Below are 24,090 nucleotides of genomic sequence, written 5' to 3'. Positions count from 1 at the left end.
ACCACCACTCAACCAATCCTTAACCACCACTCAACCACTGCTCAACCACCCCTCAACCAATTTCCAACAACCTACCACCACCCAACCCCCTCCACCTCAACATTTAACATAATTTTTCCAATTTTTTCCAAAAATTAACAACTCATGGATAATAAATCTATTTAGCCAGCGTTTTAATCTTACTGTAACTAATCTGATACAAATCTTACTAAAAAACTAAACCGTTTTAGTAATTACATTGAAACATATAAACCTTTAAATAATTATATACTAAACGTTAATTAACATGCCGAACTATTACAGTAAACAAAATCATCGCACAGGCTTTGTACGGGGGAGTATTTTATGCTTTGCCCTCTTGGCCTGCAGCTATGGGTATGCCAATGCCATGCCTAAAGCTGCCACCGTTGAGGTAAATTCCGTAATCGCTCAACAGACAGTTACCGGAACGGTGAAGAACAGTGCCAATGGATCACCCTTATCAGGGGTTACCATTAAGGTCAAAGGAAAGGATGCCAGCACCCAAACAGATGCCTCCGGAAAATTCAGCATTGCCGCCGAAAATGGCGATGTCCTACAGGTAAGCTATATTGGCTTCGCCAACCAGGAGGTCACCGTTAGTGGCACCATGGCCAATGTCAATCTGATTTCCGAAGAAGAAAGTCTGGAGGAAGTAGTGGTGGTCGGATACGGTACACAAAGAAGGAAGGAAATCACCTCTGCTGTAGCCTCCGTAAAAGAAAAAGATTTCAATAAAGGCGGGATGCGTAGTCCCATGGACCTTGTTCAGGGAAAAGTGGCCGGTCTGAACATCACCCGTACCCAAGGTAGCAATCCCAATTCCAGTACCAGCATCCAATTACGGGGTATGGCTTCCCTAAAAGGAACCAATTCACCCTTGATTGTAGTCGATGGTATTCCGGGCGGGAACTTGGATCTGATCAAACAGGGCGATATCGAATCCATCGATGTCCTGAAGGACGGTTCCGCCGCTGCGATCTATGGTACCCGCGGTAATGGCGGGGTCATCTTGGTCACTACCAAGAAAGGGAAAGCAGGAGCCGCCCAATTCGAATACATGACCTATGGACAGACCGAAAGAGTCAACCGAAAACCTAGCATGTTAAGTGCCGATCAATTCCGACAGCTGATCGTTCAGGGTGAAAACAAACCCGATCTTGATCTTGGTGCTTCCACCGATCTATACGATGAGCTGATCAATAAGGACAATTTTTCCCATTTCCATAATTTCATCGCCAGTGGTGGGGGAGAAAATTCCACTTACCGGGCATCCTTCAACTATGAAAATGCTAAGGGTATTGCCAAACAGAATGGAAGAGAACAATTTGGAGGGCGTATCAACTTCAATCAGACAGGTTTGGATAACCGTTTGACATTGACCGCTAACCTGGCTGCCAATTTCAATAAGGCCAATCTTTTAGGCGGAAAGACAGGCGATTTTGAGCAGACTATCCAAAGAAATCCGACGGCACCCATCATGAATCCGGATGGGACCTACTATCAAACACAAGAATATAACAACTATAACCCGATGAGCCGTTTGGCCCATAGGATCGAAGAGCGAAACCAGCAGACCTTCTCCGGAGATGCTCGCTTGAAATTCCAGATATTGGATGAATTAAGCGTGTCCGCCTTCGGTTCCTACGTTCGCGACAACTGGAATGACCGACAATATCGGTCGATCCTGGATTGGGACCAACGGCCGGATGATACCGAATATGATGGAACAGGATATGCCTATAAGCGTAACGACCTGAACTGGACCAAAACGTTCGAAAGTACCATCGACTATAACAAAACCTTCAACGATGTACATACCTTCACCGGTCTATTGGGCTACAGTTACCAATACATGACCGCGGAGTATTTCAACATGTCGAACTCGGGATTTTCCACCGATGGATTCCTGGATTGGGATTTCAATTCCGGAACAGCTATCATCAATACCAAATACCCTAGACCAGCTTTAGGATCTTTCAAGGATGAAAATACGCTGATCGCCTTCTTTGGAAGGGTTAACTACAATTATGCGGATAAATATTTCGTGACGGCGATCCTTCGTAGAGAGGGTTCCTCTAAGTTTGGAGCGAACAATAAATGGGGTAACTTCCCAGCGATCTCCGCTGGTTGGAACATCAGCAACGAAGATTTCTTCGGCAACAAGGACGTGGTCAATGAATTGAAACTTCGCGCTGGATATGGGGTTACAGGTAACCAAGGGATCCCGAATTACCTTTCCTTTATCCGTTTAGGTACGGGCGGGTATTACCCACAGGATGGGGTATATTACCAGACCTATGGTGTAGAGAACAATGCCAACCCGGATCTGAAATGGGAACAGAAGGCAGAGACCAACATCGGTTTGGATTTTGCGCTCCTAAACAGCAAGATCACTGGTGCATTGGATGTCTACCATCGGAAGACCACCGACCTTCTGTATGAATATAATGCGCAATTGCCTGCCTATGTGCAGCCAAGCATTTGGTATAACGTAGGAGAGGTGGTGAACAAAGGGGTGGAACTGCAATTGACCGCTTTCCCAATCTCTAGGGAAAACTTCACCTGGCAGGTCGATTTCACCGGTAATTACCAGAAAAATAAATTGGCGAAACTTTCCAGCGATATCTTCAAAAGCAACTGGTTGGAATTCGGAGGACTTCCTAGTCCGGGGAATTTAGGTAATGCCATGCGTTTGGAAGAAGGCGGCGAGATCGGGAATTTCTATGGTAAACGTTTTGCCGGATTCGATGACGAAGGGAAATGGCTTTTCTATAAAGCCGATGGCAGCACCGCCCATGCCGGAGATATGAACAACGATGACCGTGCGTATATCGGAAACGGGATACCAAAATTCCAGGCTTCCCTGGGTAACCGTTTTACCTATAAAGGTTTTGACCTGACGGTATTCCTTCGAGGAAAATTCAAGTATGATATCCTAAATACGGCCGACATGTTCTTTGGTAACAAGAAATGGATTCCGAACAATGTTTTTGAGTCTGCTTTTGGAAAGCATGATCAATTGAACGATGATCCACAGTATTCCGATTACTACCTAGAGAATGGTTCCTTTGTTAAGATTGACAACATCACCTTAGGTTATAACATCAGAACCAAGACCCCGTTGATCCGCAATATGTATGTATACCTGACAGCAAGAAATATTGCGACTATTACGTCCTATTCAGGGATCGATCCGGAGCTGCAGGATACTGGTTTTGATGGCGGGATAGATTCGCGTGGTTTTTATCCGAGGACGCAATCATGGACGATGGGATTAAATATTGGCTTTTAAAGGAGGGAATTATGAAATTACTAGATAAAAAAACGATACGATTTGCGGCTGCACTTTTTATTGGGACAAGTCTGATGACAGGTTGTACCAACCTGGATGAGACCATGTACAGTAAATTGGAGAAGGAATCTTTCTATAAGAACAAACTGGAGGTGATGCAGGCGGCCTTACGTCCATTTACGCATATGCAGGCCTGGTTGGCACCAACTGGAGCAAGTGCATTCTATTACCATTCTGAACTTTCGGCTGATCAACTTGCTTGGCCACAGAAAGGTCGTCATGGTTATGATGGTGGAGACCATTTCCGTATGCACTACCACACCTGGACAGAAACGGAAAACCGGATGCGCGATGCATGGAACCTCATGTGGACCGGGGTAGGATTTGTCAACAATGCGATTGCTGACATTAGTACCTTGGATGCTGAAAAAATCGGCATGACAGCGGAAGAGGTACAATCCGTGGTTTCACAGCTGAAGGTCCTTCGGGCATACCATTACATCCGCATGATGGACATGTGGGGGAATATTCCCATTGTGACAGAAGTTGCCAACAGTCCTGTAAATCCGGAGACCAAGACTCGTAAGGAAGTGTTCGATTTCATTAAAACGGAGTTGGAAGCAGAAGTGACCAAACTTCCGGATCTGAATGCAGAAACGGTGGGTAAAGTAAACCGTGCGGCGGGTTATGCCATGCTGTCAGAGCTTTACCTGAACGCCCAAAAATGGACGGGAACCCCGATGTGGGATGAATGTATCGCGGCGGCGGATAAGGTGATCAGCGGTGCTGGTGGCGGGATTGGTGGAACACCAAAATTATCCCCGAACATCAACGCGATCTTCAGCAATACCAATTCGGCAAATCCAGAATCGATCTTTCAATTTCAGTACAGCCGTAAGGGCGGATTCACCTTTGATTGGGGAGGCTTCTTTATGGGCTATGATTATATGAAAGAAGCATTGGGCGTAAGTTATGGCGGATGGAATGCCTTTGTGGTGATCCCTACAGCCTTCGATGCCTACAATGCACAGGATCTTCGTAAAAAAGACTGGTTCCTGTTCGGACCACAGTACAAACGCGGGACGACCACACCGGTGCTGGGAACGGAAGAATATGCCAAACAACCGTTATCCTTCGTGAATTCCATCCGTCGGGAAAGTGAGGGTGATAAAACATCGGAAGGATCCATGGCTGAAGGGGAAGAAAACTCCGGCGCTCGATTCAACAAATATAAATCAGGAATTACCTCCGACGAGAATTATCAGGAGAATGATTATGTGATCTATCGCTTGACCGAGGTGATCTTCAATAAAGCGGAGGCTTTAATGCGTAAGAATGGTGGAGCTGCCAATCAAGCGGCAGTAGACCTGATCAATTCCAGCCGTCAACGTGCTTTTGCGGCAGCTGACTGGACGGCCAACAGGTATACAACCGCAACCCTTACACTGGATGAATTGTTGGCTGAACGCGGCCGGGAGTTTATCTTTGAAGGGAAGCGCCGGACCGATCTGATCCGTTTTGGTAAGTTCACCACTGGAACTTGGTGGGACCATAAAGCAACGGGTGATGTGAACAAGGAAATCTTTCCGATTCCACAGACCCAAATGGCCATTAATCCAAATCTGAAACAGAATCCAGGATATAATGGTGGTTAAGTAAAATACCTTTCTCAAATAAAAAGCGGGAATTCAATGAAAATTGATTCCCGCTTATTTTTTTATGTGATTAGGCTTATTTCGTTGCCGCTCTGTTTTTCACATATTTCTCTAGGAATTGATCTTGTTCCCAAAGGACATGGAAGATATTCTCTTTCGCTGCATAACCGTGCGATTCACCTGGAAGGATCACCATTCTGGCAGTTGCACCCAAGTTTTTCAAGGCTTGGAAGTAACGCTCGGTCTGTAGGGTAAATGTTCCAGGATTGTTGTCGGCTGCACCATGGATCAATAAAATAGGTGTTTTCATTTTATGTGCGCTCATGAAAGGCGACATGGTCATGTACAGTTGCGGGTCATCCCAGAAGTTACGCTGCTCGCTTTGGAAACCAAAAGGCGTCAAGGTACGGTTGTAAGCTCCAGAACGGGCAATTCCAGCTGCAAATAGGTTGGAGTTGCTCAATAAATGGGCGGTCATGAAAGCACCATAGGAGTGTCCACCAACTGCCACCTTGTTGCGGTCGATATAACCCAATTGATCAACGGCGTCGATGGCTGCTTCAGCATTCGCCACCAATTGCGGAATGAAGGAATCGTTCGGTTCTTGTTTACCTTCGCCCACAATAGGGAAGGCTGCATTATCCAGTACCGCATAACCACGGGATACCCAATAGATGAAGGAACCATAACTTGGGAAAGTGAATTCTTTCGGATTGGCTGTACTTTGTCCGGCAGTGGATTTGTCTTTATACTCCCTTGGGTAAGCCCAGATCAATAAAGGAAGTTTTTCCTTCTTGTTCTTATCATAACCTGCTGGAAGGTAAAGTGTACCGGATAATTCCACCCCATCCTTACGCTTGTAGTTCAACACCTCTTTGTGCACTCCATCCAACGATTTGAAAGGGTTCTCGATGCTGGTTACGGCTGACTGCTTGCCGGATTTGATGTTTTTCGCGTAATAGTTCGGGAATTGGGAAGCCGATTGAAGGGATACCAAGATATCGCCTTTTTCGATGTCGACCACCGAGCTGATACGTTCCTGCATATCGGATTCCTTCGCTGTATAAATGCGTTTTTTCTTGCCGGTCTTGAAGTCGTATTCTTCGATGAAAGGGAATTCACCTTCTTTGGTAAATCCAGAACCTATCCAGTAGGATTTTCCGTTTTTGATGTACATACTGTACGTTCCGAATTCATTTTTATCGCGGTAAGGCGATCCCGGATCGGAATATACATCCTGGCTATTTCTATCATAGATCACCTTATTGCTTCCGGTTTTTGGATTCAACAGGTAGGTTTTCGAGTTTCTGGTATCATACCATTGGCTGTATACCAAGGCATAGTCATCATTCCCCCAAACCACTCCCGCATAGCGGTCTGCGATTTTCATCATTGATTTTGGCTCCGCCTGAAATGGAGCTTCCCAGTTGAAGAGCTCATCACGGAATTCCGCTGGTTTGTTCGCATCTCCACCATCCAATGCTTGAACAAAGGATAGGGTTGCTGCTTTGTCCGAACGCCATGACATGGATCTTTTTCCAGGACGGGTTGAAGAGAAGCCCTTCGGCATGATCTCCATCAATGCAGTTTCATTCACTTTTTTGATCAGGTTGCCCTTCAGGTCATATACATTGGTCTCGGTAGGGAAACTTCCTAAAGAAACCACATAGGAAAATGGTTTTTTAAGGGTTGTGACCATCACGTATTGTCCGTCTGGAGAGATGGAAGAGCCCATATACATATCCGCAGCTTTGAAGGGTTCCGTTTTTCCGGAAAGGTCTACCCAAACCAGGTTGGAAGTGACCAAACGTTGGAATTCAGCCTCATCAGCCGGTGTTTTCAACAGATCCTGGTAAGTTCTTAATTGGGAAACTGTACCATCCGCATTGGAAATAATCGGACCGGTAGCCAAGCTGTTTTTCTTGTCGGTTTGAGCGGTAGATGGATTGACCAAGCTTATTAAAAGTTTGTCGGAAGATGGCGTCGTTCCTCGCGATGACGGCTGCGTGTACCAAGTGAACGGTGAATGTACAATGGCATTCAGGTTGTAATCCGTTATTTTTTTCAATTCTCTACTGGCAATATCGTAAATGAAAAGGGCAACGCCATTTTCATTGGTATTGGTGAAAGCCAGTTTTTTGGAATCTGGGGAAAAATCGATATTGGAAATCAAGGCATTCTCCGGAAGGTTGATCTTGATCAGGTCCTTGCCATCAATAGACTGCAGGCTCAAGGCATCAAAGTAGGTTTCGGTACTAGAAATACTCGCTTTGGCATTGATGCGTAGACCGGCCAATCTGGTTTCTTCCACGCCCAGTTCTGCCAAGTTTTTGTAGGTTGGGCGGTAGGAGAAGAGTACCCATTTTTTATCGGTACTGATCCTTACGGTCGGAGGTCGCTGATAATCGGCGAGTGCCATTATTTCTGTTGGTGGTTTTTGAAAGGTCAAGCTTTCTTGAGCTTGTAGGCTTCCAAAAGAACTCAGAAATAAAAAGGGTAATAAAAATTTGAATTTCATAATCATTTGGGTGTTTGTTTCGAAATTGATAACGCTAATTTAACAATATATTATTGGGATGCTAAGGGAAGATTTATATATAACTAATTTGTTATAATTAACCAAAAATTCTCTTATATTTTGACAATAAAAAGAGGAAGAAAAAGGGAGTCAACAAATAGCTACAAAGTGCTAATTTAAAGTTATCAACATCCTCAGTGAATTGAAAACGAACACCTTACTAATTATTCGAGGTAACCAAGTGGGTTTTACCAACGGAATCCACATGAATGTGGAAAAGTATCATTACCTCCTACGTTAAAAAATATGGGATATTTGTTCTACATGAGTATGAAACCATCTCATTTCAATCGTTTTTTTATTTAAACAAAGAAGCAGAGCCCAAAAAGCCCAAATTCTTTTTCAACTTAATATAACATGGCAAGAATCATTAAATTCGAAAAAAATGACTGTGCACCATGCGCACAGGTATCGGCTTACCTAGACAACAAAGGTATTGCCTACGAAACTATCAATCCATTTGATGAGCCGGAATTAGCTGTTAAGTTCAAAGTACGTACCGTTCCTACCGTGATTGTATTGGAGAACGACGAAATCAAAAATAGAATCATCGGATTTAAGCCAGAAGAGTTGGATCAGATTGCCCTGTAATTAATCCATAAACCTAAAGGACCATGATTAATTTATATTACGATTCAAGAACCGGTAATGTGGAGCGCTTTATCAACAAGGTGATCCAAGTTACGGGATGGAAAGCCATCCGTATTGAGGAGCATATGGAGATCTCGGAGCCGGGACATTTGGTCACTTATACCACCAATTTTGGTAAAGTACCGGATAAGACCGCTCAGTTATTGACCATGCAAAGCCATATGATCTACTCGGTAACATCCAGCGGAAACCGCAACTGGGGAAGGAACTATGCGATAGCAGCTGATAAGATCAGCACAGAATTCGAAATCCCAACGGCCATGAAATTCGAACTTTCTGGTACATTGGAAGATATTAATCAATTTATTGACATCATTAAAAATCAATACTATGATAGCAAACGAGGTAGCGAAAAATTGGATATTGCTTAATAACGAAATCATGATCAAACATGATGACGAGTACAGCCTTGATAAGGACAAGGAGGCTGTGCGCGCCTATTTCCTGGAGTATGTGAACAAGAACACCGTGTTCTTCTACAACTTGAAGGAAAAAATCGATTATTTGGTAGAAAACAACTATTACATCAATTTCTACGAATGGTTTACGTTTGAGCAAATGGAAGAGGTATTCAACTTTGTGTATGCAAAGAAATTCCGTTTCCAATCTTTTATGGCGGCCTTCAAGTTTTTCCAAAGTTATGCGCTTCGCGATGATTCGGGGGAGAAATTCCTAGAGCGTTACGAAGACCGTGTGGTGGCGGTTTCTTTGTTCTTAGCAAGAGAAGAAGGCGTTCAAAAAGCTATCGAGTATGCAGAGATCATGATCAATCAAGAATATCAACCCGCTACCCCGACGTTCTTGAACGCTGGAAAGAAACGTTCCGGCGAATTGGTTTCCTGTTTCTTGGATGAGATCGGCGATAACCTGAACGGTATTGGTTACGCGGTGGATTCGGCCATGAAATTATCATCTATTGGTGGTGGAGTGTCTTTCAATATTTCGAAGATCCGCGCACGCGGTGAAGCGATCAAAGGGGTTGATGGCCGCGCAGGTGGTGTTCTTCCGATCATGAAGATCATGGAAGATACCTTCTCGTATGCCAATCAATTGGGACAACGTCCTGGTGCAGGAGCTGTCTATTTGAATATCTTCCACTCGGACATTGAAGAATTCTTGGATTGTAAGAAAATCAATGTGGATGAGAAAGTACGTATCAAGTCCTTATCTATCGGTATCATCGTTCCGGATAAATTCATGGAATTGGCAGAGAAAGATGAGCCTTGTTATTTGATCTATCCGCATACGGTTATGCAGGAGTATGGTCAGTACCTGGATGAGTTGGATATGGACGTGATGTATGATGAACTGATCACGAACCCTAACGTTAAAAAGAAAAAAATCAATGCCCGTCACTTGTTAGTGAAAATTGCACAAACGCAAAAAGAGTCGGGATACCCATACATCTTCTTCAAGGAGAACACCAACCGTGCACACGCGTTGAACGGATTGGGAAGAGTTAAATTCTCGAACCTATGTACAGAGATCATGCAGATCTCGGAAGTTTCTGATATCAACATCTACGGTAAAGAAGATACCATCCGTTACGGGATTTCCTGTAACCTAGGGTCTTTGAACATCGCAACGGTGATGGATAATAAACGCATCAAGGAAACGGTGAAGACCGCTATGCGTGCCTTGACTGTAGTAACCGATGTAACGGATATCGAAATGGTTCCTTCCATCGCTAAAGCTAACCGCGAATTGCATTCGGTAGGACTAGGTGCCATGAACCTTCATGGGTATTTAGCGAAGAGTTTCATCATGTACGAATCTACAGAAGCATTGGATTTCGCCAATACCTTCTTCATGATGATGAACTACTATTCGCTGGAGGCATCGATGGAGATTGCTAAGGAACGCCAAAGAACTTTCGTAGGATTTGAAAAATCGGGCTATGCGGATGGAACGTATTTCGATCAATATTTGATCCGTGAATTCCAACCTAAAACCGACAAGGTGAAGGAATTGTTCGCAGGCATCCATATTCCAACCGTAGAAGATTGGACAAACCTAAAAGCACAGGTGGCGGAACACGGTATCTACCATGCTTACCGTTTGGCCATTGCTCCGAACCAATCTACTTCTTACATCATGAACGCGACGGCTTCTGTTATGCCAATCGTGGACATCATCGAGGTGAGAGAGTATGGAGATAGTACCACTTACTACCCAATGCCTTATTTGACGAATGATAACTACTTCTACTTCAAATCGGCATACGATATGGATCAGATGAAGGTGTTGAAACTGATCTCGGTGATCCAACGTCACATTGACCAAGGGGTATCGACGATCTTGCACACGAATTCAAAGGATTCTACCCGTGACTTGGCGAAATATTACATCTACGCCCATAAACTGGGATTAAAATCGCTGTACTATACCCGTACGCGTAAATCAACTATTGAAGAATGTATTTCTTGTTCAGCATAAGCTGTCAGAAAAGAATTATTAAAATATTAAAAAGAGGGGACACCTATAAAAATGAGTAAACAATTTACAGCCGTAAACTGGAATACACCGGACAACGACTATGCATTGATGTTCTGGGAACAAAATATCCGCCAGTTCTGGATCGATACGGAATACATTCCTTCCAAGGATATTGATAGCTGGAAAGGATTGAGTTGGGATATGAAAGAGTGTTATAAGAAAGCCTTAGGTGGTTTGACACTGTTGGATACCCTTCAGAGCCACACCGGTATGCCTAAGATCATCGATCATATCGATTCCTTACAGAACAAGGCTGTATTATCGTACATGTGTATGATGGAAGCGATCCACGCCAAATCATATTCGACCATTTTTACCACGGTTTCTACCACCAACGAGATCAACGATGTATTCGGTTGGGTTGCCCAGAACAAATTCTTACAGTATAAAGCATCTACCATCGATAGCCATTACCGTGCAATCGATAAGGAAAAGGTGACGGATGAAGAATTGTTCATGGCCTTGGCTGCTTCGGTACTGTTGGAATCTTTCCTTTTCTACTCTGGATTCTTCCTGCCATTATGGTTATGTGGACAAGGACAGATGGTGGCCTCTGCCGATATCATCAAGAAGATTGTTGCCGATGAGTCCATCCACGGAGTATTCGTAGGATTGATCGCGCAGGAAGTATTTGCGAAGCTTCCAAACAAGGAAGAAGTGAAACAACGTTTCTTAGCCTTATTGAACGATCTTTATGAAAATGAGATCAAATACACCGAAGAATTGTATACGGTGGTAGGTTTAACAGCTGAGGTAAAGGAATACGTTCGCTACAATGGTAATAAAGCCTTGATGAACTTAGGGTTTGATCCTATTTTTGAAGTAAAGCAGGTCAATCCGATTGTTTTGAACGGTTTGAACACCGAGACGACACAACACGATTTCTTCTCGAAGAAATCGACGAACTACGAAAAAGCAACCGAAATCGTGCATTTGAAGAATGAGGATTTCATGATGGATGCGGTAGTGGATATTTAAGAATAAACTCTTTGTTATCAAAAAAGCCCCCTGGATATTATTTCTGGGGGGCTTTTTAGTTTCTTTTAGTTTCTTTTTGCGGCTTCTTGGCTGCGGTTACTAGTTGGCTGCTTTTACTTGGAAGGAAGCGCCATAAGTTCCCCAAGCAATGCTCACCTTGCCGGATTTATCGGCCATGATTTTCATCCTTTCCTGGCTGCTCGATAATTTGTCGTTCTTGACATCAACGCGTAACGCATCATCCTTCTGGTCGTATTTAGTACCCCATTGGTCCCAAGTCTTATTGAAGATAATGGTGGTATTGGCTTCGCCAGGGATGGTATGGATGCCGTATTTTCCAGCTTCTAAGGCTTTTCCATTGATGGTGACATTGTTGTCGAAGGAGATGGTGGTGGTAGCATTTGCGCCTGTGCGCCATACTTTACCAAATTCTGCCACCTCCGTTCCGATCTTGCGGCCTTTTAAGGAAGGGCTGCTGTAATGGATATTAATGGTAACCCCATCGTTGGTTTTGACCATCGTACTGTCTGCTGGACTTAGTTTCTGGGCAGGTGCTTTTTGAGCGGGTGCTTTTTGACCTGGTGCTTGTGGCGGTGTTTTTATTTGTGCAAAGCCAAGGCTGCACATGACCATCAAGCATAAAATGATTGAATAAGCTTTCATGTTTTCCTCCTGATTTTATAGGTTTCTATATATCTAAAATAAAATTAAAGCGTAATAGTTTGATTATTAACAAAAAAATAATTTTCAGGAGCTTGATTGAAGCGAAGTAATTTATTGAATTGTAACAAAAATTGTTGGGATTACGTGTAAAAGAGCAACGGCCAACAATTTCTGTCGGCCGTTACATCCTATTATAGTGGAGGGTTAGTTGCTGTTTAAACGAGGTATTCGAACAATGTTTGGTCTTTATTGACCTCGATAAAGTCGAATTTGTATTCCTTTAACCGTTCTATAAATGAAATATAATCATTTGGATTGTTTAATTCAATACCAATTAACGCTGGACCGCGTTCGCGTTCTGTTTTTTTGATGTATTCGAAACGGGTAATATCATCTTTCGGACCCAGCACTTCGGTAACCAAGAGGCGTAATGCTCCTGGCCGCTGCGGGAAGCGAACGATGAAGTAATGCTTGAAGCCCTCATATAGTAAAGACATCTCCTTGATCTCGCTCATGCGATCGATATCGTTGTTGCCACCAGAAATGATACAAACAACTTTTTTACCTTTGATCTCCTCTTTATGGAATTCCAGCGCAGCAATGGAAAGTGCGCCTGCTGGTTCGGCAACTATAGCGTCTTTATTGTACAGTTGTAAAATTGTGGTACAGATCTTTCCTTCTGGAATGGACTTCACGCTATCCAACAATTGGGAACTGATATCGAAAGTCAGTTTGCCGATTTTCTTCACGGCAGCACCATCCACAAATTTATTGATCTGGTCGAGTTCTACGGGTTCTCCTTGCTGCAAAGCAGCCTGCATGGATGCCGCACCTTCCGGTTCTACACCATAACATTTGACCTGCGGAGCATGCTTCTTGAAGTAATAGCTTACCCCTGAGGATAGACCACCACCACCGATAGGGATGAATACCACATCCAGATCCGGAAGATCTTCTAAGATTTCCACAGCGACCGTTCCTTGGCCTTCAATGATCTTAAGGTCATCAAAAGGTGGGATAAAGGTCATGCAGTGTTCCTTGGCATAATCCAAAGCTGCTTTTTGGCAATCGTCGAAGGTATCACCGATCAGGACGATCTCAATATTGCCATTTCCCCACATTTCGGTCTGGGTAATTTTTTGGCGAGGTGTAGGCCCAGGCATGAAGATCACGCCTTTGATATCCAAACGTTTGCAGGATAAGGCTACGCCTTGGGCATGGTTTCCTGCACTGGCACAAACCACCCCATTGGCTCTTTCTTCAGGAGAAAGGCTGGATATTTTGTTGAAAGCGCCCCTAAGTTTATAGGAACGAACGACCTGAAGGTCTTCTCTTTTAAGGTAAACTTCGGCACCGTACTTTTCAGAAAGATGATGGTTGTACTGCAGCGGCGTGCGCACAACCACATCTTTGATTCTTTCTTTTGCGGCTTGAGAGTCTAGGGTTAAGGTTGATAAATCCAAGCTCATCTAAATATTATTTCACCAAGGTAAGCAGGTCTTCGTCGCAGATGTCTTTTTTAGCGTCTGCAAGGACCAGAAACCGTTGGTAGGTATCTGCTAAAGTATCTTTGTCCAAATGATAACCTAAGCGCTCTAAATGGTGTTTAAGCGCATGGCGACCAGAACGAGCAGTTAATATGATATCTGCTTCTTCCAAGCCCACATCTTCTGGACGGATGATCTCATAATTTTCACGGTGTTTCAAGAAACCATCCTGATGGATTCCGGAGCTATGTGCAAAAGCATTTCGGCCAACGATGGCTTTGTTCGGTTGCACCGGCATATTCATCATATCGCTCACCTTACGGGAAATGTAAGTGAACATTTTGCTGTCGATATTGGAACTTAAATTTCCAAACGAATGCTGATGTACCTTCAATATCATCGCTACTTCCTCCAAGGAGGTATTTCCTGCGCGTTCGCCAATACCGTTGATGGTACATTCTACCTGGCGGGCTCCGTTTTGGATAGCGGCGATGGAATTTGCCGTTGCCAAGCCAAGGTCATTGTGGCAATGTGCCGATATGATGGCTTGGTCGATATTACTCACATGGTCTTTTAAGTACTTGATTTTAGCACCGTATTGGTCAGGCAAGCAATAGCCATTGGTATCTGGGATGTTGACTACTGTTGCGCCTGCGCCAATTACCGCTTCGATCATCTTTGCCAAGAATTCCAAATCCGCACGGCCAGCATCCTCTGCATAAAACTCCACATCTTCCACATAGGATTTCGCATGTTTTACAGCAGCTACCGCACGTTCTAAAATTTCTTCCCTTGTGCTGTTGAATTTGTATTTGATGTGCATATCCGAAGAGCCAATACCTGTGTGGATACGTGGTCTTTTCGCATACTTAAGTGCATCAGCAGCCACATCGATATCATTCTTATTCGCACGGGTCAACGCACAGATGATCACATCGTTCACCGCTTTGGAAAGTTCCACTACCGATTGGAAATCGCCGGGACTGGAAACAGGGAATCCTGCTTCGATAACATCTACGCCCAAGCGTTCTAAATCTTTCGCGATCTCGACTTTCTCGGGGGTTGTCAACTGACATCCTGGTACTTGTTCGCCATCACGTAAGGTCGTGTCGAAAATATATAAGTGATTAGGATCGTGTAACATATCAATATCTATTTATGTTTATACCTTGGTTTATTCTTTTTCAAAATTTACTTTAAAAATTCCAACACCTTGGCTCCCATTTCTTCGGTTCCCAAGATCTTGTCTGCAGCGGTTTCTGAATTGGCAATATCGCCTGTTCTCCAGCCTGCTTTCAATGTTTCCGAGACAGCATTGGTTACCGCTTTGGCCTCATCCTGCAATCCGAAAGCAATATCTAACATCAAAGCAGCGGATAGGATAGAAGCTAATGGATTAGCTTTGTTCTGGCCGGCGATATCGTGGGCAGAGCCATGGATAGGTTCAAAAAAGCCAGTTCCATCACCAATGGATGCAGATGCCAACATGCCCATCGAGCCTGCAATCTGCGAAGCCTCATCGGTTAGGATATCCCCAAAAAGATTAGCGGTCAGTACCACATCGAATTTCTTCGGGTTTTTCACCAATTGCATGGCTGCATTATCAATGAACATATGTTCTGTTTCCACGTCAGGATATTCCTTGGCAATTTCCTGAACCACTTCACGCCATAGACGTGACGTTTCCAATACATTCGCCTTATCTACGGAGCAGAGTTTTTTATTTCTTGTTCTTGCTGCATCGTACGCTTTGCGTGTGATCCGCTCTACTTCATAACGGTGGTAGTTCATCAGATCGGATGCGAAGGTATTATCCTCATTGCGTTTTTTCTCTCCGAAATAAACATCACCAGTTAATTCACGGAAGAATAGGATATCCGTACCGCGCAAAACTTCCGGTTTTAGGCTGGAAGCATCCAAAAGTTCATCGAACAAAAGGATAGGACGAAGGTTGGCATACAATCCGAGTTCTTTACGGATTTTCAAGAGACCTTGCTCTGGGCGTACCTTTGCGGAAGGATCATTATCGTATTTAGCATGTCCGATGGCACCAAAAAGGATGGCATCCGATGCTTTTGCTTTTTCTAATGTTTCATCGGGTAGGGGATTTCCGGTAGCTTCGATTGCCGTGTGGCCCATAATAGCCTCATCAAAAATAAATTCATGGTTATATTTTTCTGCAATACGGTTCAATACCTGTTTACCCCAAGTTGTAACTTCTTGTCCAATTCCATCACCTGGAATAATAAGAATGTTCTTCTTCATGTTATTTTAAAACGTTTTCTATGTTATGTTCAATGGCTTTTACCTGGCCATGCGCTAATTCAATTTTATGGTCAATCCCTTTCGGTAGCTGACTCTCGTAGTGCCCCACGTAGATCAATGTTTTCCCATACTGGCATAATTCATCGACTACATCATTGAAGTATCTTGCCTGATTGTAATCTAATCCCTGGCAAGGTTCGTCCAGCACTAAAAGTGGCGGATTTTTAATGATGCTTCGCGCCAATAGGGCTAGGCGTTGTTTCCCCAAGGGAAGGCTGTGTAATAATTGATCTTTATATTCCGTAAGATCAAAAAAGTTCATCAGTTCTTCGATCTGTTTCTTCTCCTGGAATTTGACATCGATAAACCAACCGATACTATCGTAGAAGCCTGATGCCAAGGTATGCCACACGGTGGCTTGTTGATCGAAATACCAATGCATTTCGGGAGATATCATCCCTATTTTTTCCTTGATATCCCAAATGCTCTCACCCGAGCCTCTTTTCTTTCCGAACAAGGTGATATCCAATCCGTAGGATTGTGGATGATCCCCATTTATTAAGCTGAGCAAGGTGGACTTTCCAGAACCATTCGCCCCTTGAAGCAACCAGCGTTCGCCCACTTTCACTTCCCAATCAATGCCCTTCAGCACCTCTTTTTCACCATACTTGATGTGTACATCCTTTAATTGGAACATGTACTCATGATCTGTATGTGGGATGACCTTGAGAAATTCCGGGATGTTTTTTTGCTGCCGTACAGCATCCTGGATCAATGCATCCTGTGTTTCTTCCCGAACAAGTTTCCCTTCTACAATATGCGCATAGCTATTGATGGAATTCGGAACTTGCTCATCGTTTGTGATCAGTATGAGCTGGACACCTTCTGTTGCCAGTTCATCCAACCATTCGTTCAATACCTTTCTGGACTGTTTATCCAAGCCGGTATAAGGCTCATCAATGATCAATAAGGTTGGTTTTAACCATAATCCCTTGATCAATTGCAGTTTTTTATGTTCACCACTCGAAAGTTCGATCAATTGGGAATCCAACATCTCCTCATAGCCAAAGGCCTGCAGTTTATGTTGGATATCCCGAATGTCTAATCCTTCTTTCTGGGCATAATGTGTTAGTTCTGCTCGAACTGTCAGGGTATCTTTTCCTTGGTGGCGGTTATACCGCTGCTGATAGTAAAAGTTTCTATCGCCTTCTAAATTGGTAAATTGATACCAGTTGGCGATGTAAACTGCATCATGATGTGCAGCAAGGTATTTGCCCAAAGAAGTTTTACCAGACCCACTTTTTCCGCCTAAAACATAGTGTTCGTTTGGATATATGGTCCATGAAAGGTCTTTCCATATACTTTTCCCGGCATAGGCCAGGTTTAAACGATCAATATGGATGCTTTTCGGCATTATCTGTTTTGTTCAAAAGCTTCGATTTCCGCTTTATGGCTCAAGATGAAATCAATATCATCATATCCATTGATCAAACAGGATTTCTTGTATGGGTTGATTTCAAACGCATAGGATTCTCCTGTCTCTGCAATTTTGATAGTCTGATTTTCAAGATCTACCTCAATCGCCGTTTCCGGATTTTCGAATACCTTCTCGAAGATCTTCTCCAAGAAATCTTCAGGCACCGTAATAGGCAACACCCCATTATTCAAGGCATTCCCTTTGAAGATATCGGCGAAGAAGGAACTCACCACCACATCAAAACCATAGTCCTGAATTGCCCAAGCCGCATGTTCGCGGGAGGATCCACAACCAAAGTTTTTACCGGCTACCAGGATTTTTCCTTGGTAGGTCGGGTCATTCATTACGAAATCGGCTTTAGGTTGGTCATTGCTGTCGAATCTCCAATCACGGAACAGGTTATTACCGAATCCTTCACGGGTGGTAGCCTTCAAGAAACGAGCTGGAATGATCTGATCGGTATCTATATTCTCTATCGGTAGAGGAACCACCGTAGAATTTAATTTTTCAAATTTTTTCATGCTTGATTACAATTTCTGCTTACACCAATTCCCTTACATCCACTATTTTTCCGGTTACTGCAGCAGCGGCAGCAGTCAACGGGCTTACTAACATGGTTCTTGCATTCGGCCCCTGTCTACCTTCGAAATTCCTGTTAGAAGTAGAAACACAGTATTTACCTGCAGGGATCTTATCCTCGTTCATACCTAGGCATGCCGAACATCCAGGTTCGCGAAGCATGAATCCCGCCTCTTCGAACACCTTATCGATACCCTCTTGTTTGGCTTGGGCTTCAACCTGTTTTGATCCAGGAACGATCCATACTTCCACATTATCTGCTTTCTGCTTCCCTTTTACAAAGGCAGCAACCTGACGTAGATCCTCAATGCGGGAGTTTGTACAGCTACCGATGAACACATAATCCACCGGTTTGCCCAAAACGCCTTCACCATCATGGAAACCCATGTAGTCCAATGCTTTTTGGTAAGATGGTCTTTCGTTCTCTGGTTGGGATTCCGTTGTTGGGATTTCCTCCGTAATACCGATTCCCATACCTGGGTTGGTACCATAAGTAATCATGGGCTGGATATCCGCAGCATCAAAGGTCAATACCTCATCGAAAACAGCATCCTCATCCGAGTATAGCGTTTTCCAATAGGCCAATGCCTGATCCCATTGCTCACCTTTTGGTGCGAACTCACGACCTTCGATATAATCAAAAGTGGTTTGATCCGGTGCGATCAATCCACCACGAGCACCCATTTCGATACTCATATTACAGATGGTCATACGACCTTCCATACTCAAGGAGCGGATCGCAGATCCTGCGTATTCCACAAAATAACCGGTACCTCCGGCTGCTGATATCTTGGAGATGATGTACAGGATGATGTCTTTTGCACCGACACCATTGCCTAATTCACCGTTCACTTCAATTTTCATCGTCTTTGGTTTTTGCTGCAATAAACATTGCGTCGCAAATACCTGCTCTACCTGAGAGGTTCCGATTCCGAAGGCGATAGCGCCAAAGGCACCATGGGTAGAGGTATGGCTATCGCCACATACCATCGTTTTTCCGGGAAGGGTGATACCCAATTCTGGACCGATCACATGGACAATACCTTGGTAAGGATGCCCCAAACCGTATAGTTCAATTCCGAATTCCTTGCAGTTTTTGGTCAACATATCTACTTGGTAGCGGGATAGTTCCTCTTGAATCGGAAGGTGTTGGTTTAATGTGGGCACGTTATGGTCGGCAGTAGCTACCGTTTGTTGCGGGCGGAACACGGGAAGTCCGCGCTTACGTAATCCATCAAATGCTTGTGGGGAAGTCACTTCGTGGATCAAGTGGGTGTCGATATATAACATATCTGGAAACCCTTCTTGACGCTTGACGACGTGTGCATCCCAAATTTTTTCTACTAATGTTTTTCCCATTTCTCTCTATTACTTGGTTGGTTTGATAATTCAAAGGGGTAAAATTATGATTATCATAATTTTACCCTTTAAACCATCTACTAATTTACGAAAAATTAAACAGTTTTGATAGCTTTCATCGCTGTCATTGCTTTACGCAATTTTCTACCTACCACTTCTACCTCGTGATTGCGTAGTTTTTCGTTAATCTGTACCAACTTAATATTGTCTACCGACCCATCTTTTCCTTCATTGTAGTTCTTTCCAACCACATCAGTATCAATCTTTTTCATGAAATCTGCCAACAAGGGTTTACATGCCTGATCGAACAAGTAACAACCATATTCTGCCGTATCTGAAATCACGCGATTCATCTCAAATAATTTTTTACGAGCGATGGTATTGGCGATCAAAGGTGTTTCGTGTAGCGACTCATAGTAAGCAGATTCTGGTTTGATTCCTGCTTGAACCATGGTTTCGAACGCTAATTCTACCCCTGCACGGATAAATGCCGACATCAATACGTAATTATCAAAATATTCCTGTTCGTCGATCTTAACATCGCCTGCCGGTGTTTTTTCGAATGCGGTTTCACCGGTCTCTGCACGCCATTTCAATAGGTTGGCATCGCCATTTGCCCAGTCTTCCATCATGGTCTTGCTGAAATGCCCAGACATGATATCATCTTGGTGTTTCTGGAACAAAGGACGCATGATATCCTTCAATTCTTCAGAAAGTTCAAATGCCTTAACCTTTGCAGGGTTGCTCAAACGATCCATCATACCACTTACACCACCGTGTTTCAAGGCTTCGGTAATTACTTCCACACCGTATTGTACCAATTTCGATGCATAGCCTGGGTCGATTCCTTTTTCCACCATTTTGTCGAAAGAAAGGATCGAGCCTGTTTGCAACAATCCACATAGGATAGTTTGCTCGCCCATCAAATCCGATTTAACTTCGGCTACGAAAGATGATTTTAGGACACCTGCGCGGTGACCGCCAGTTCCTACACAGTAAGCTTTCGCTTCTGGCCAACCTTTTTCCTGCGGGTCGTTTTCTGGGTGTACAGCGATCAAGGTCGGGACACCAAATCCTCTTAGGTATTCTGCACGAACCTCTGAACCTGGACATTTAGGAGCCACCATGATCACCGTAATATCCGGACGGATCTGCATGCCTTCCTCCACAATGTTGAATCCATGAGAGTAGGATAGGGTAGCGCCTTGTTTCATCAAAGGCATTACGGCATTGATAACCGATGTATGTTGTTTATCTGGTGTCAGGTTGATCACCAAATCCGCTGTAGGGATCAATTCTTCGTAGGTACCTACGTTGAAATTGTTGTCCGTAGCGTTTTTCCAAGAATCTCTTTTTTGTTCAATAGCTTCTTTACGTAAAGCATAGGATACATCCAAGCCACTATCTCTCAAGTTCAAACCTTGGTTCAAACCCTGTGCACCACAGCCTACGATTACGATTTTTTTACCTTTTAAAGCTTCTACGCCATCAGCAAATTCCGCTGAGTCCATGAATTCTGCAATTCCCAACTGGTTCAATTGCTCTCTAATCGGTAAGGTGTTGAAATAATTTGCCATTATCTTCCTGTTTTTAAAATATTTTTCTTTTCAGAATTATGTTAGTTATTGATGTTGATTATGCGTTTCTGTGCGACGGCATAGCCGAAGTGAAGGTTATCATGTCCGGCCGTCGTTGTTAAAACGTCTTCGATGCTATTCAGCGTAGCGAAGTAGGTACCTGTTTCATAGGGCGTGATGATATCAAATAGCCCCGCTTTGTAGTCGATTTCAATAGCCTCGATGCTTTCTATCGCTATTCTTTTCAGCTCCTCTACCTCTTCAGGCTTTACGGTATAGGCCGGTTTTGTGCCTTTGGTATAAGAATCTACATACTTTACCCAATTGACCCCTTCGCGGATACCTGTACGCGTATAGACCAAGGTCTGTGTGCTTACGACGATATGTCCAAAGTTCCAGATGATATTATTGTTGAAGCCTTCTGGGATTTCGTTTAACTGCTCGTTGGATAATCCATCGATCAATTTGATGAAAGCCAAACGACTGTCTTTTATGAATTTGAAAACATGTTCCATTTTTGTTTTTTTTAACCTAATGAATTAATAACCTGATGAATTAATCTGTTGTCTCCTTAAAAGAGTTTTACATGGTAAAAACCTTATCCTGTTGATCAAGGAATTCGTTTTCTACCACCTCTTGCGAAGGTTCTTCCCGTTCGAACTGTTTCAGTTTCGAGTGGAAACCAGCACTATCTTTAATGATAGCGATACGGGCACCACGCACAAATTCAATCAGGTTGTATTTTCCAAGTTCTTCTGTTAACCTATCGATTTCCTCCCGATGACCTGCTGTTTCAAACACGATGTAATCATTCCGGATAACCACGACATTCGCTCCATATTGGCGCAACAGCCTTTCCACATAGGCTTTCTCGGCGATCACATCGGCCGGAACCTTGTAAAGCGCCTGTTCTTGCCAGATCAATTCATCGTTGGTATTGTAATACGCTTTTAAAACTTCCACCTGCTTTTCGATCTGGCGGCAAAGTTTCCTTACCACTTCTTCAGATTCAGTGATCAAAATAGTGAAACGATGGATACCATCCACCTCCGAAGGCGAGGTGTTCAAGCTTTCAATGTTGATTTTGCGTCTGGAGAAGATTCCCGAGATGCGTCCGATCATACCGATCGAATTTTCTGTATATAGGGTTACGGTATATTCTTGCTTTTCCATTTTACTTCAATCTAATTTCTGATACACTAGTTCCTTGCGCGACCATCGGGAAAACGTTGTTTTCCTTGCCCACCATCACTTCTAATAGGTACGATCCATCGTGGTCCAACATGGCCTTCAAGGCATCTTTTAAATCCTTACGTTCGGAGATTTTGTTTCCATCGATGTAATATCCTTTTGCCACGGCCACAAAATCAGGGCTGGTGATATTCACAAAAGAATAACGCTTGTCGTGGAACAGTTGTTGCCACTGACGCACCATACCCAAGAATTCATTGTTCAGGATAAGGATCTTCACTTTGGCACCGAATTGCATGATGGTTCCCAATTCCTGGATGGTCATCTGTATACCACCATCCCCGATAATTGCTACCACATCCCTTTCCGGAGCACCATACCAAGCGCCAATGGCTGCTGGTAGGCCGAATCCCATGGTTCCCAATCCTCCAGAAGTTACATTGGATTTGGACTGGTTGAACTTGGCGTAACGGCAGGTTACCATCTGGTGCTGACCAACATCGGTAACAATGACAGCATCACCACCTGTTAGCTCGTTCAAGGTTTTGATCACTTCTCCCATGGTCAGGATATCTGAAGTCGGGTTCAGTTCATCGTGGATAACCTCTTTGATCTCCTCTTTTTCCAGGTCACGGAATTGCTGTAACCATGCACTGTGATCCTTTTTATCAATAAGCGATGTCAATAGGGGAAGGGTTTCCTTACAGTCGCCCCACACCGGATAATGTGCTTTCACATTCTTATCGATCTCCGCAGGGTCGATGTCCAGGTGCACTACTTTCGCTTGTTTTGCATATTTATCCAAACGCCCAGTTACACGGTCATCGAAACGCATACCGATCGCGATCAACACATCACATGCATTGGTCATGACATTCGGAGCGTAGTTACCATGCATTCCCAACATGCCCACATGTAATGGGTGGTTGGTTTCCAAGGCACTTAAGCCCATAACGGTACTCGCTGAAGGGATACCCGCCTTTTCGATGAACGCTTTGAATTCCTCTTCTGCTTTACCCAGGATAATCCCCTGTCCGAAAAGGACAAAAGGTTTTTCAGCAGCATTGATCGCTTTTGCGGCTTCTTCTATATATTCCTTACGCACGATCGGCGCAGGGCGGTAACTGCGAATATGATCGCAGGAAGTATATCCCTCATAATCGAACAGCTGCATCTGGGCATTCTTGGTGATATCGATCAATACCGGGCCAGGACGGCCGGTACGAGCAATATAAAATGCTTTGGCCAACACACTCGGAATCTCGGTAGCATCGGTTACCTGGTAGTTCCATTTGGTAACAGGGGTGGTAATATTGACGACGTCGGTTTCCTGAAAGGCATCTGTTCCCAGTAGGGATGCAAATACCTGTCCGGTAATACAAACAATAGGATTGCTATCAATCATGGCATCCGCCAATCCAGTGACCAGGTTGGTTGCCCCTGGGCCACTTGTTGCAAAAGCCACTCCCACACGTCCTGACGTACGTGCATAACCTTGAGCAGCATGAATTCCTCCTTGTTCGTGACGCACCAATATATGCCTCAATTGATCATTGTAATCATACAATGCATCGTAGATCGGCATAATCGCCCCACCCGGATACCCGAATACGGTATCCACTCCCTCGTGGATTAAGGCCTCCAAGACCGCTTTCGAACCACTGATCTGTGTTGTCATTTTTTAGTATTTAGTAGTTAGTATTTAGTAGTTAGACCTAGGGTCGCTACTGCTTTACTAATGTTTTTTTTAGTATTTAGTAGATAGATTTTAGTATTTAGTAGGTAGTATTTAGTAGGTAGATCTTGGGTGCATAAATTCCG

Annotated in this window: 18 protein-coding genes; 6 read left to right on the top strand and 12 right to left on the bottom strand. The window is 43.8% G+C overall.

Going from position 1 to position 24,090, the window contains the following annotated elements:
* Positions 1 to 286: 286 nt before the first annotated feature.
* Together E3D81_RS02260 and E3D81_RS02255 are read left to right on the top strand one after the other, a co-directional pair.
* Entirely contained in the window at positions 287 to 3,313 is a 3,027-nt protein-coding gene (locus tag E3D81_RS02260) for a SusC/RagA family TonB-linked outer membrane protein (protein ID WP_134776261.1), read from the top strand.
* 11 nt (positions 3,314 to 3,324) lie between these two features.
* The gene (locus tag E3D81_RS02255) at positions 3,325 to 4,968 is read left to right on the top strand and encodes a RagB/SusD family nutrient uptake outer membrane protein (RefSeq protein ID WP_099368218.1); all 1,644 of its coding nucleotides are present in this window, start codon (positions 3,325 to 3,327) and stop codon (positions 4,966 to 4,968) included.
* A gap of 76 nt (positions 4,969 to 5,044) precedes the next feature.
* On the opposite strand, the gene E3D81_RS02250 is transcribed toward E3D81_RS02255, so the two are convergent.
* Positions 5,045 to 7,486, bottom strand: a complete 2,442-nt coding sequence (locus E3D81_RS02250) for an alpha/beta hydrolase family protein (RefSeq protein ID WP_134776260.1) — start codon at positions 7,484 to 7,486, stop codon at positions 5,045 to 5,047.
* Positions 7,487 to 7,903: 417 nt separating this feature from the next.
* On the opposite strand from E3D81_RS02250, the gene E3D81_RS02245 reads away from it, so the two are divergent.
* From E3D81_RS02245 to nrdF, 4 genes are read left to right on the top strand one after another with little or no spacing between them, the layout of a single operon-like run.
* A complete protein-coding gene (locus E3D81_RS02245; RefSeq protein ID WP_099368169.1) occupies positions 7,904 to 8,137 on the top strand; it encodes a glutaredoxin family protein in 234 nt (77 codons plus the stop codon).
* A 23-nt stretch (positions 8,138 to 8,160) separates the two neighbouring features.
* Positions 8,161 to 8,568, top strand: coding sequence for a class Ib ribonucleoside-diphosphate reductase assembly flavoprotein NrdI (nrdI, locus tag E3D81_RS02240; RefSeq protein ID WP_099368170.1), 408 nt, complete (start codon positions 8,161 to 8,163; stop codon positions 8,566 to 8,568).
* The gene (gene nrdE, locus E3D81_RS02235) at positions 8,528 to 10,633 is read left to right on the top strand and encodes a class 1b ribonucleoside-diphosphate reductase subunit alpha (RefSeq protein ID WP_134776259.1); all 2,106 of its coding nucleotides are present in this window, start codon (positions 8,528 to 8,530) and stop codon (positions 10,631 to 10,633) included. The genes nrdI and nrdE overlap by 41 nt, the downstream gene beginning before the upstream one ends.
* Before the next feature lie 51 nt (positions 10,634 to 10,684).
* Positions 10,685 to 11,671, top strand: coding sequence for a class 1b ribonucleoside-diphosphate reductase subunit beta (gene nrdF, locus E3D81_RS02230; RefSeq protein WP_099368172.1), 987 nt, complete (start codon positions 10,685 to 10,687; stop codon positions 11,669 to 11,671).
* Positions 11,672 to 11,770: 99 nt separating this feature from the next.
* Here the strand turns inward: nrdF and E3D81_RS02225 are convergent, their stop codons facing one another.
* The 11 genes from E3D81_RS02225 to ilvB form a co-directional block, all read right to left on the bottom strand.
* Complete coding sequence (locus E3D81_RS02225; protein ID WP_245153267.1) at positions 11,771 to 12,334, bottom strand: DUF2911 domain-containing protein; 564 nt, start codon at positions 12,332 to 12,334, stop codon at positions 11,771 to 11,773.
* A gap of 215 nt (positions 12,335 to 12,549) precedes the next feature.
* Entirely contained in the window at positions 12,550 to 13,803 is a 1,254-nt protein-coding gene (ilvA, locus tag E3D81_RS02220) for a threonine ammonia-lyase IlvA (RefSeq protein ID WP_134776258.1), read from the bottom strand.
* A gap of 7 nt (positions 13,804 to 13,810) precedes the next feature.
* Positions 13,811 to 14,965 (bottom strand): 2-isopropylmalate synthase, encoded by a 1,155-nt coding sequence (locus E3D81_RS02215; RefSeq protein ID WP_134776257.1) that lies wholly within the window; start codon positions 14,963 to 14,965, stop codon positions 13,811 to 13,813.
* Between the two features lie 47 nt (positions 14,966 to 15,012).
* Complete coding sequence (leuB, locus tag E3D81_RS02210; protein WP_134776256.1) at positions 15,013 to 16,086, bottom strand: 3-isopropylmalate dehydrogenase; 1,074 nt, start codon at positions 16,084 to 16,086, stop codon at positions 15,013 to 15,015.
* 1 nt (position 16,087) lies between these two features.
* On the bottom strand, positions 16,088 to 17,500 hold the full coding sequence (locus E3D81_RS02205; RefSeq protein ID WP_134776255.1) for an ATP-binding cassette domain-containing protein: 1,413 nt from the start codon (positions 17,498 to 17,500) through the stop codon (positions 16,088 to 16,090).
* On the bottom strand, positions 17,500 to 18,084 hold the full coding sequence (gene leuD / locus E3D81_RS02200; RefSeq protein ID WP_099368177.1) for a 3-isopropylmalate dehydratase small subunit: 585 nt from the start codon (positions 18,082 to 18,084) through the stop codon (positions 17,500 to 17,502). Before leuD ends, E3D81_RS02205 begins: the two co-directional genes overlap by 1 nt.
* Positions 18,085 to 18,103: 19 nt before the next feature.
* Positions 18,104 to 19,501 carry a 3-isopropylmalate dehydratase large subunit gene (gene leuC, locus E3D81_RS02195; protein WP_134776254.1) on the bottom strand — a complete coding sequence of 466 codons (1,398 nt, stop codon included), beginning with the start codon at positions 19,499 to 19,501 and terminating at the stop codon, positions 18,104 to 18,106.
* A gap of 95 nt (positions 19,502 to 19,596) precedes the next feature.
* On the bottom strand, positions 19,597 to 21,078 hold the full coding sequence (gene ilvC, locus E3D81_RS02190) for a ketol-acid reductoisomerase (protein WP_099368179.1): 1,482 nt from the start codon (positions 21,076 to 21,078) through the stop codon (positions 19,597 to 19,599).
* A 41-nt stretch (positions 21,079 to 21,119) separates the two neighbouring features.
* Positions 21,120 to 21,593 (bottom strand): DinB family protein, encoded by a 474-nt coding sequence (locus E3D81_RS02185; RefSeq protein WP_134776253.1) that lies wholly within the window; start codon positions 21,591 to 21,593, stop codon positions 21,120 to 21,122.
* Between the two features lie 67 nt (positions 21,594 to 21,660).
* Positions 21,661 to 22,251, bottom strand: a complete 591-nt coding sequence (ilvN, locus tag E3D81_RS02180; RefSeq protein ID WP_099368181.1) for an acetolactate synthase small subunit — start codon at positions 22,249 to 22,251, stop codon at positions 21,661 to 21,663.
* Position 22,252: 1 nt separating this feature from the next.
* Positions 22,253 to 23,947, bottom strand: a complete 1,695-nt coding sequence (gene ilvB, locus E3D81_RS02175; protein WP_099368182.1) for a biosynthetic-type acetolactate synthase large subunit — start codon at positions 23,945 to 23,947, stop codon at positions 22,253 to 22,255.
* Positions 23,948 to 24,090 lie beyond the last annotated feature (143 nt).

Origin of the sequence: Sphingobacterium sp. CZ-2, from assembly GCF_004526235.1 — a bacterium.
GTDB lineage: Bacteria > Bacteroidota > Bacteroidia > Sphingobacteriales > Sphingobacteriaceae > Sphingobacterium > Sphingobacterium tenebrionis.
The sequence above is the reverse complement of the archived record's forward strand: the minus strand, read 5'-3'. Positions and strand labels throughout refer to the sequence as shown.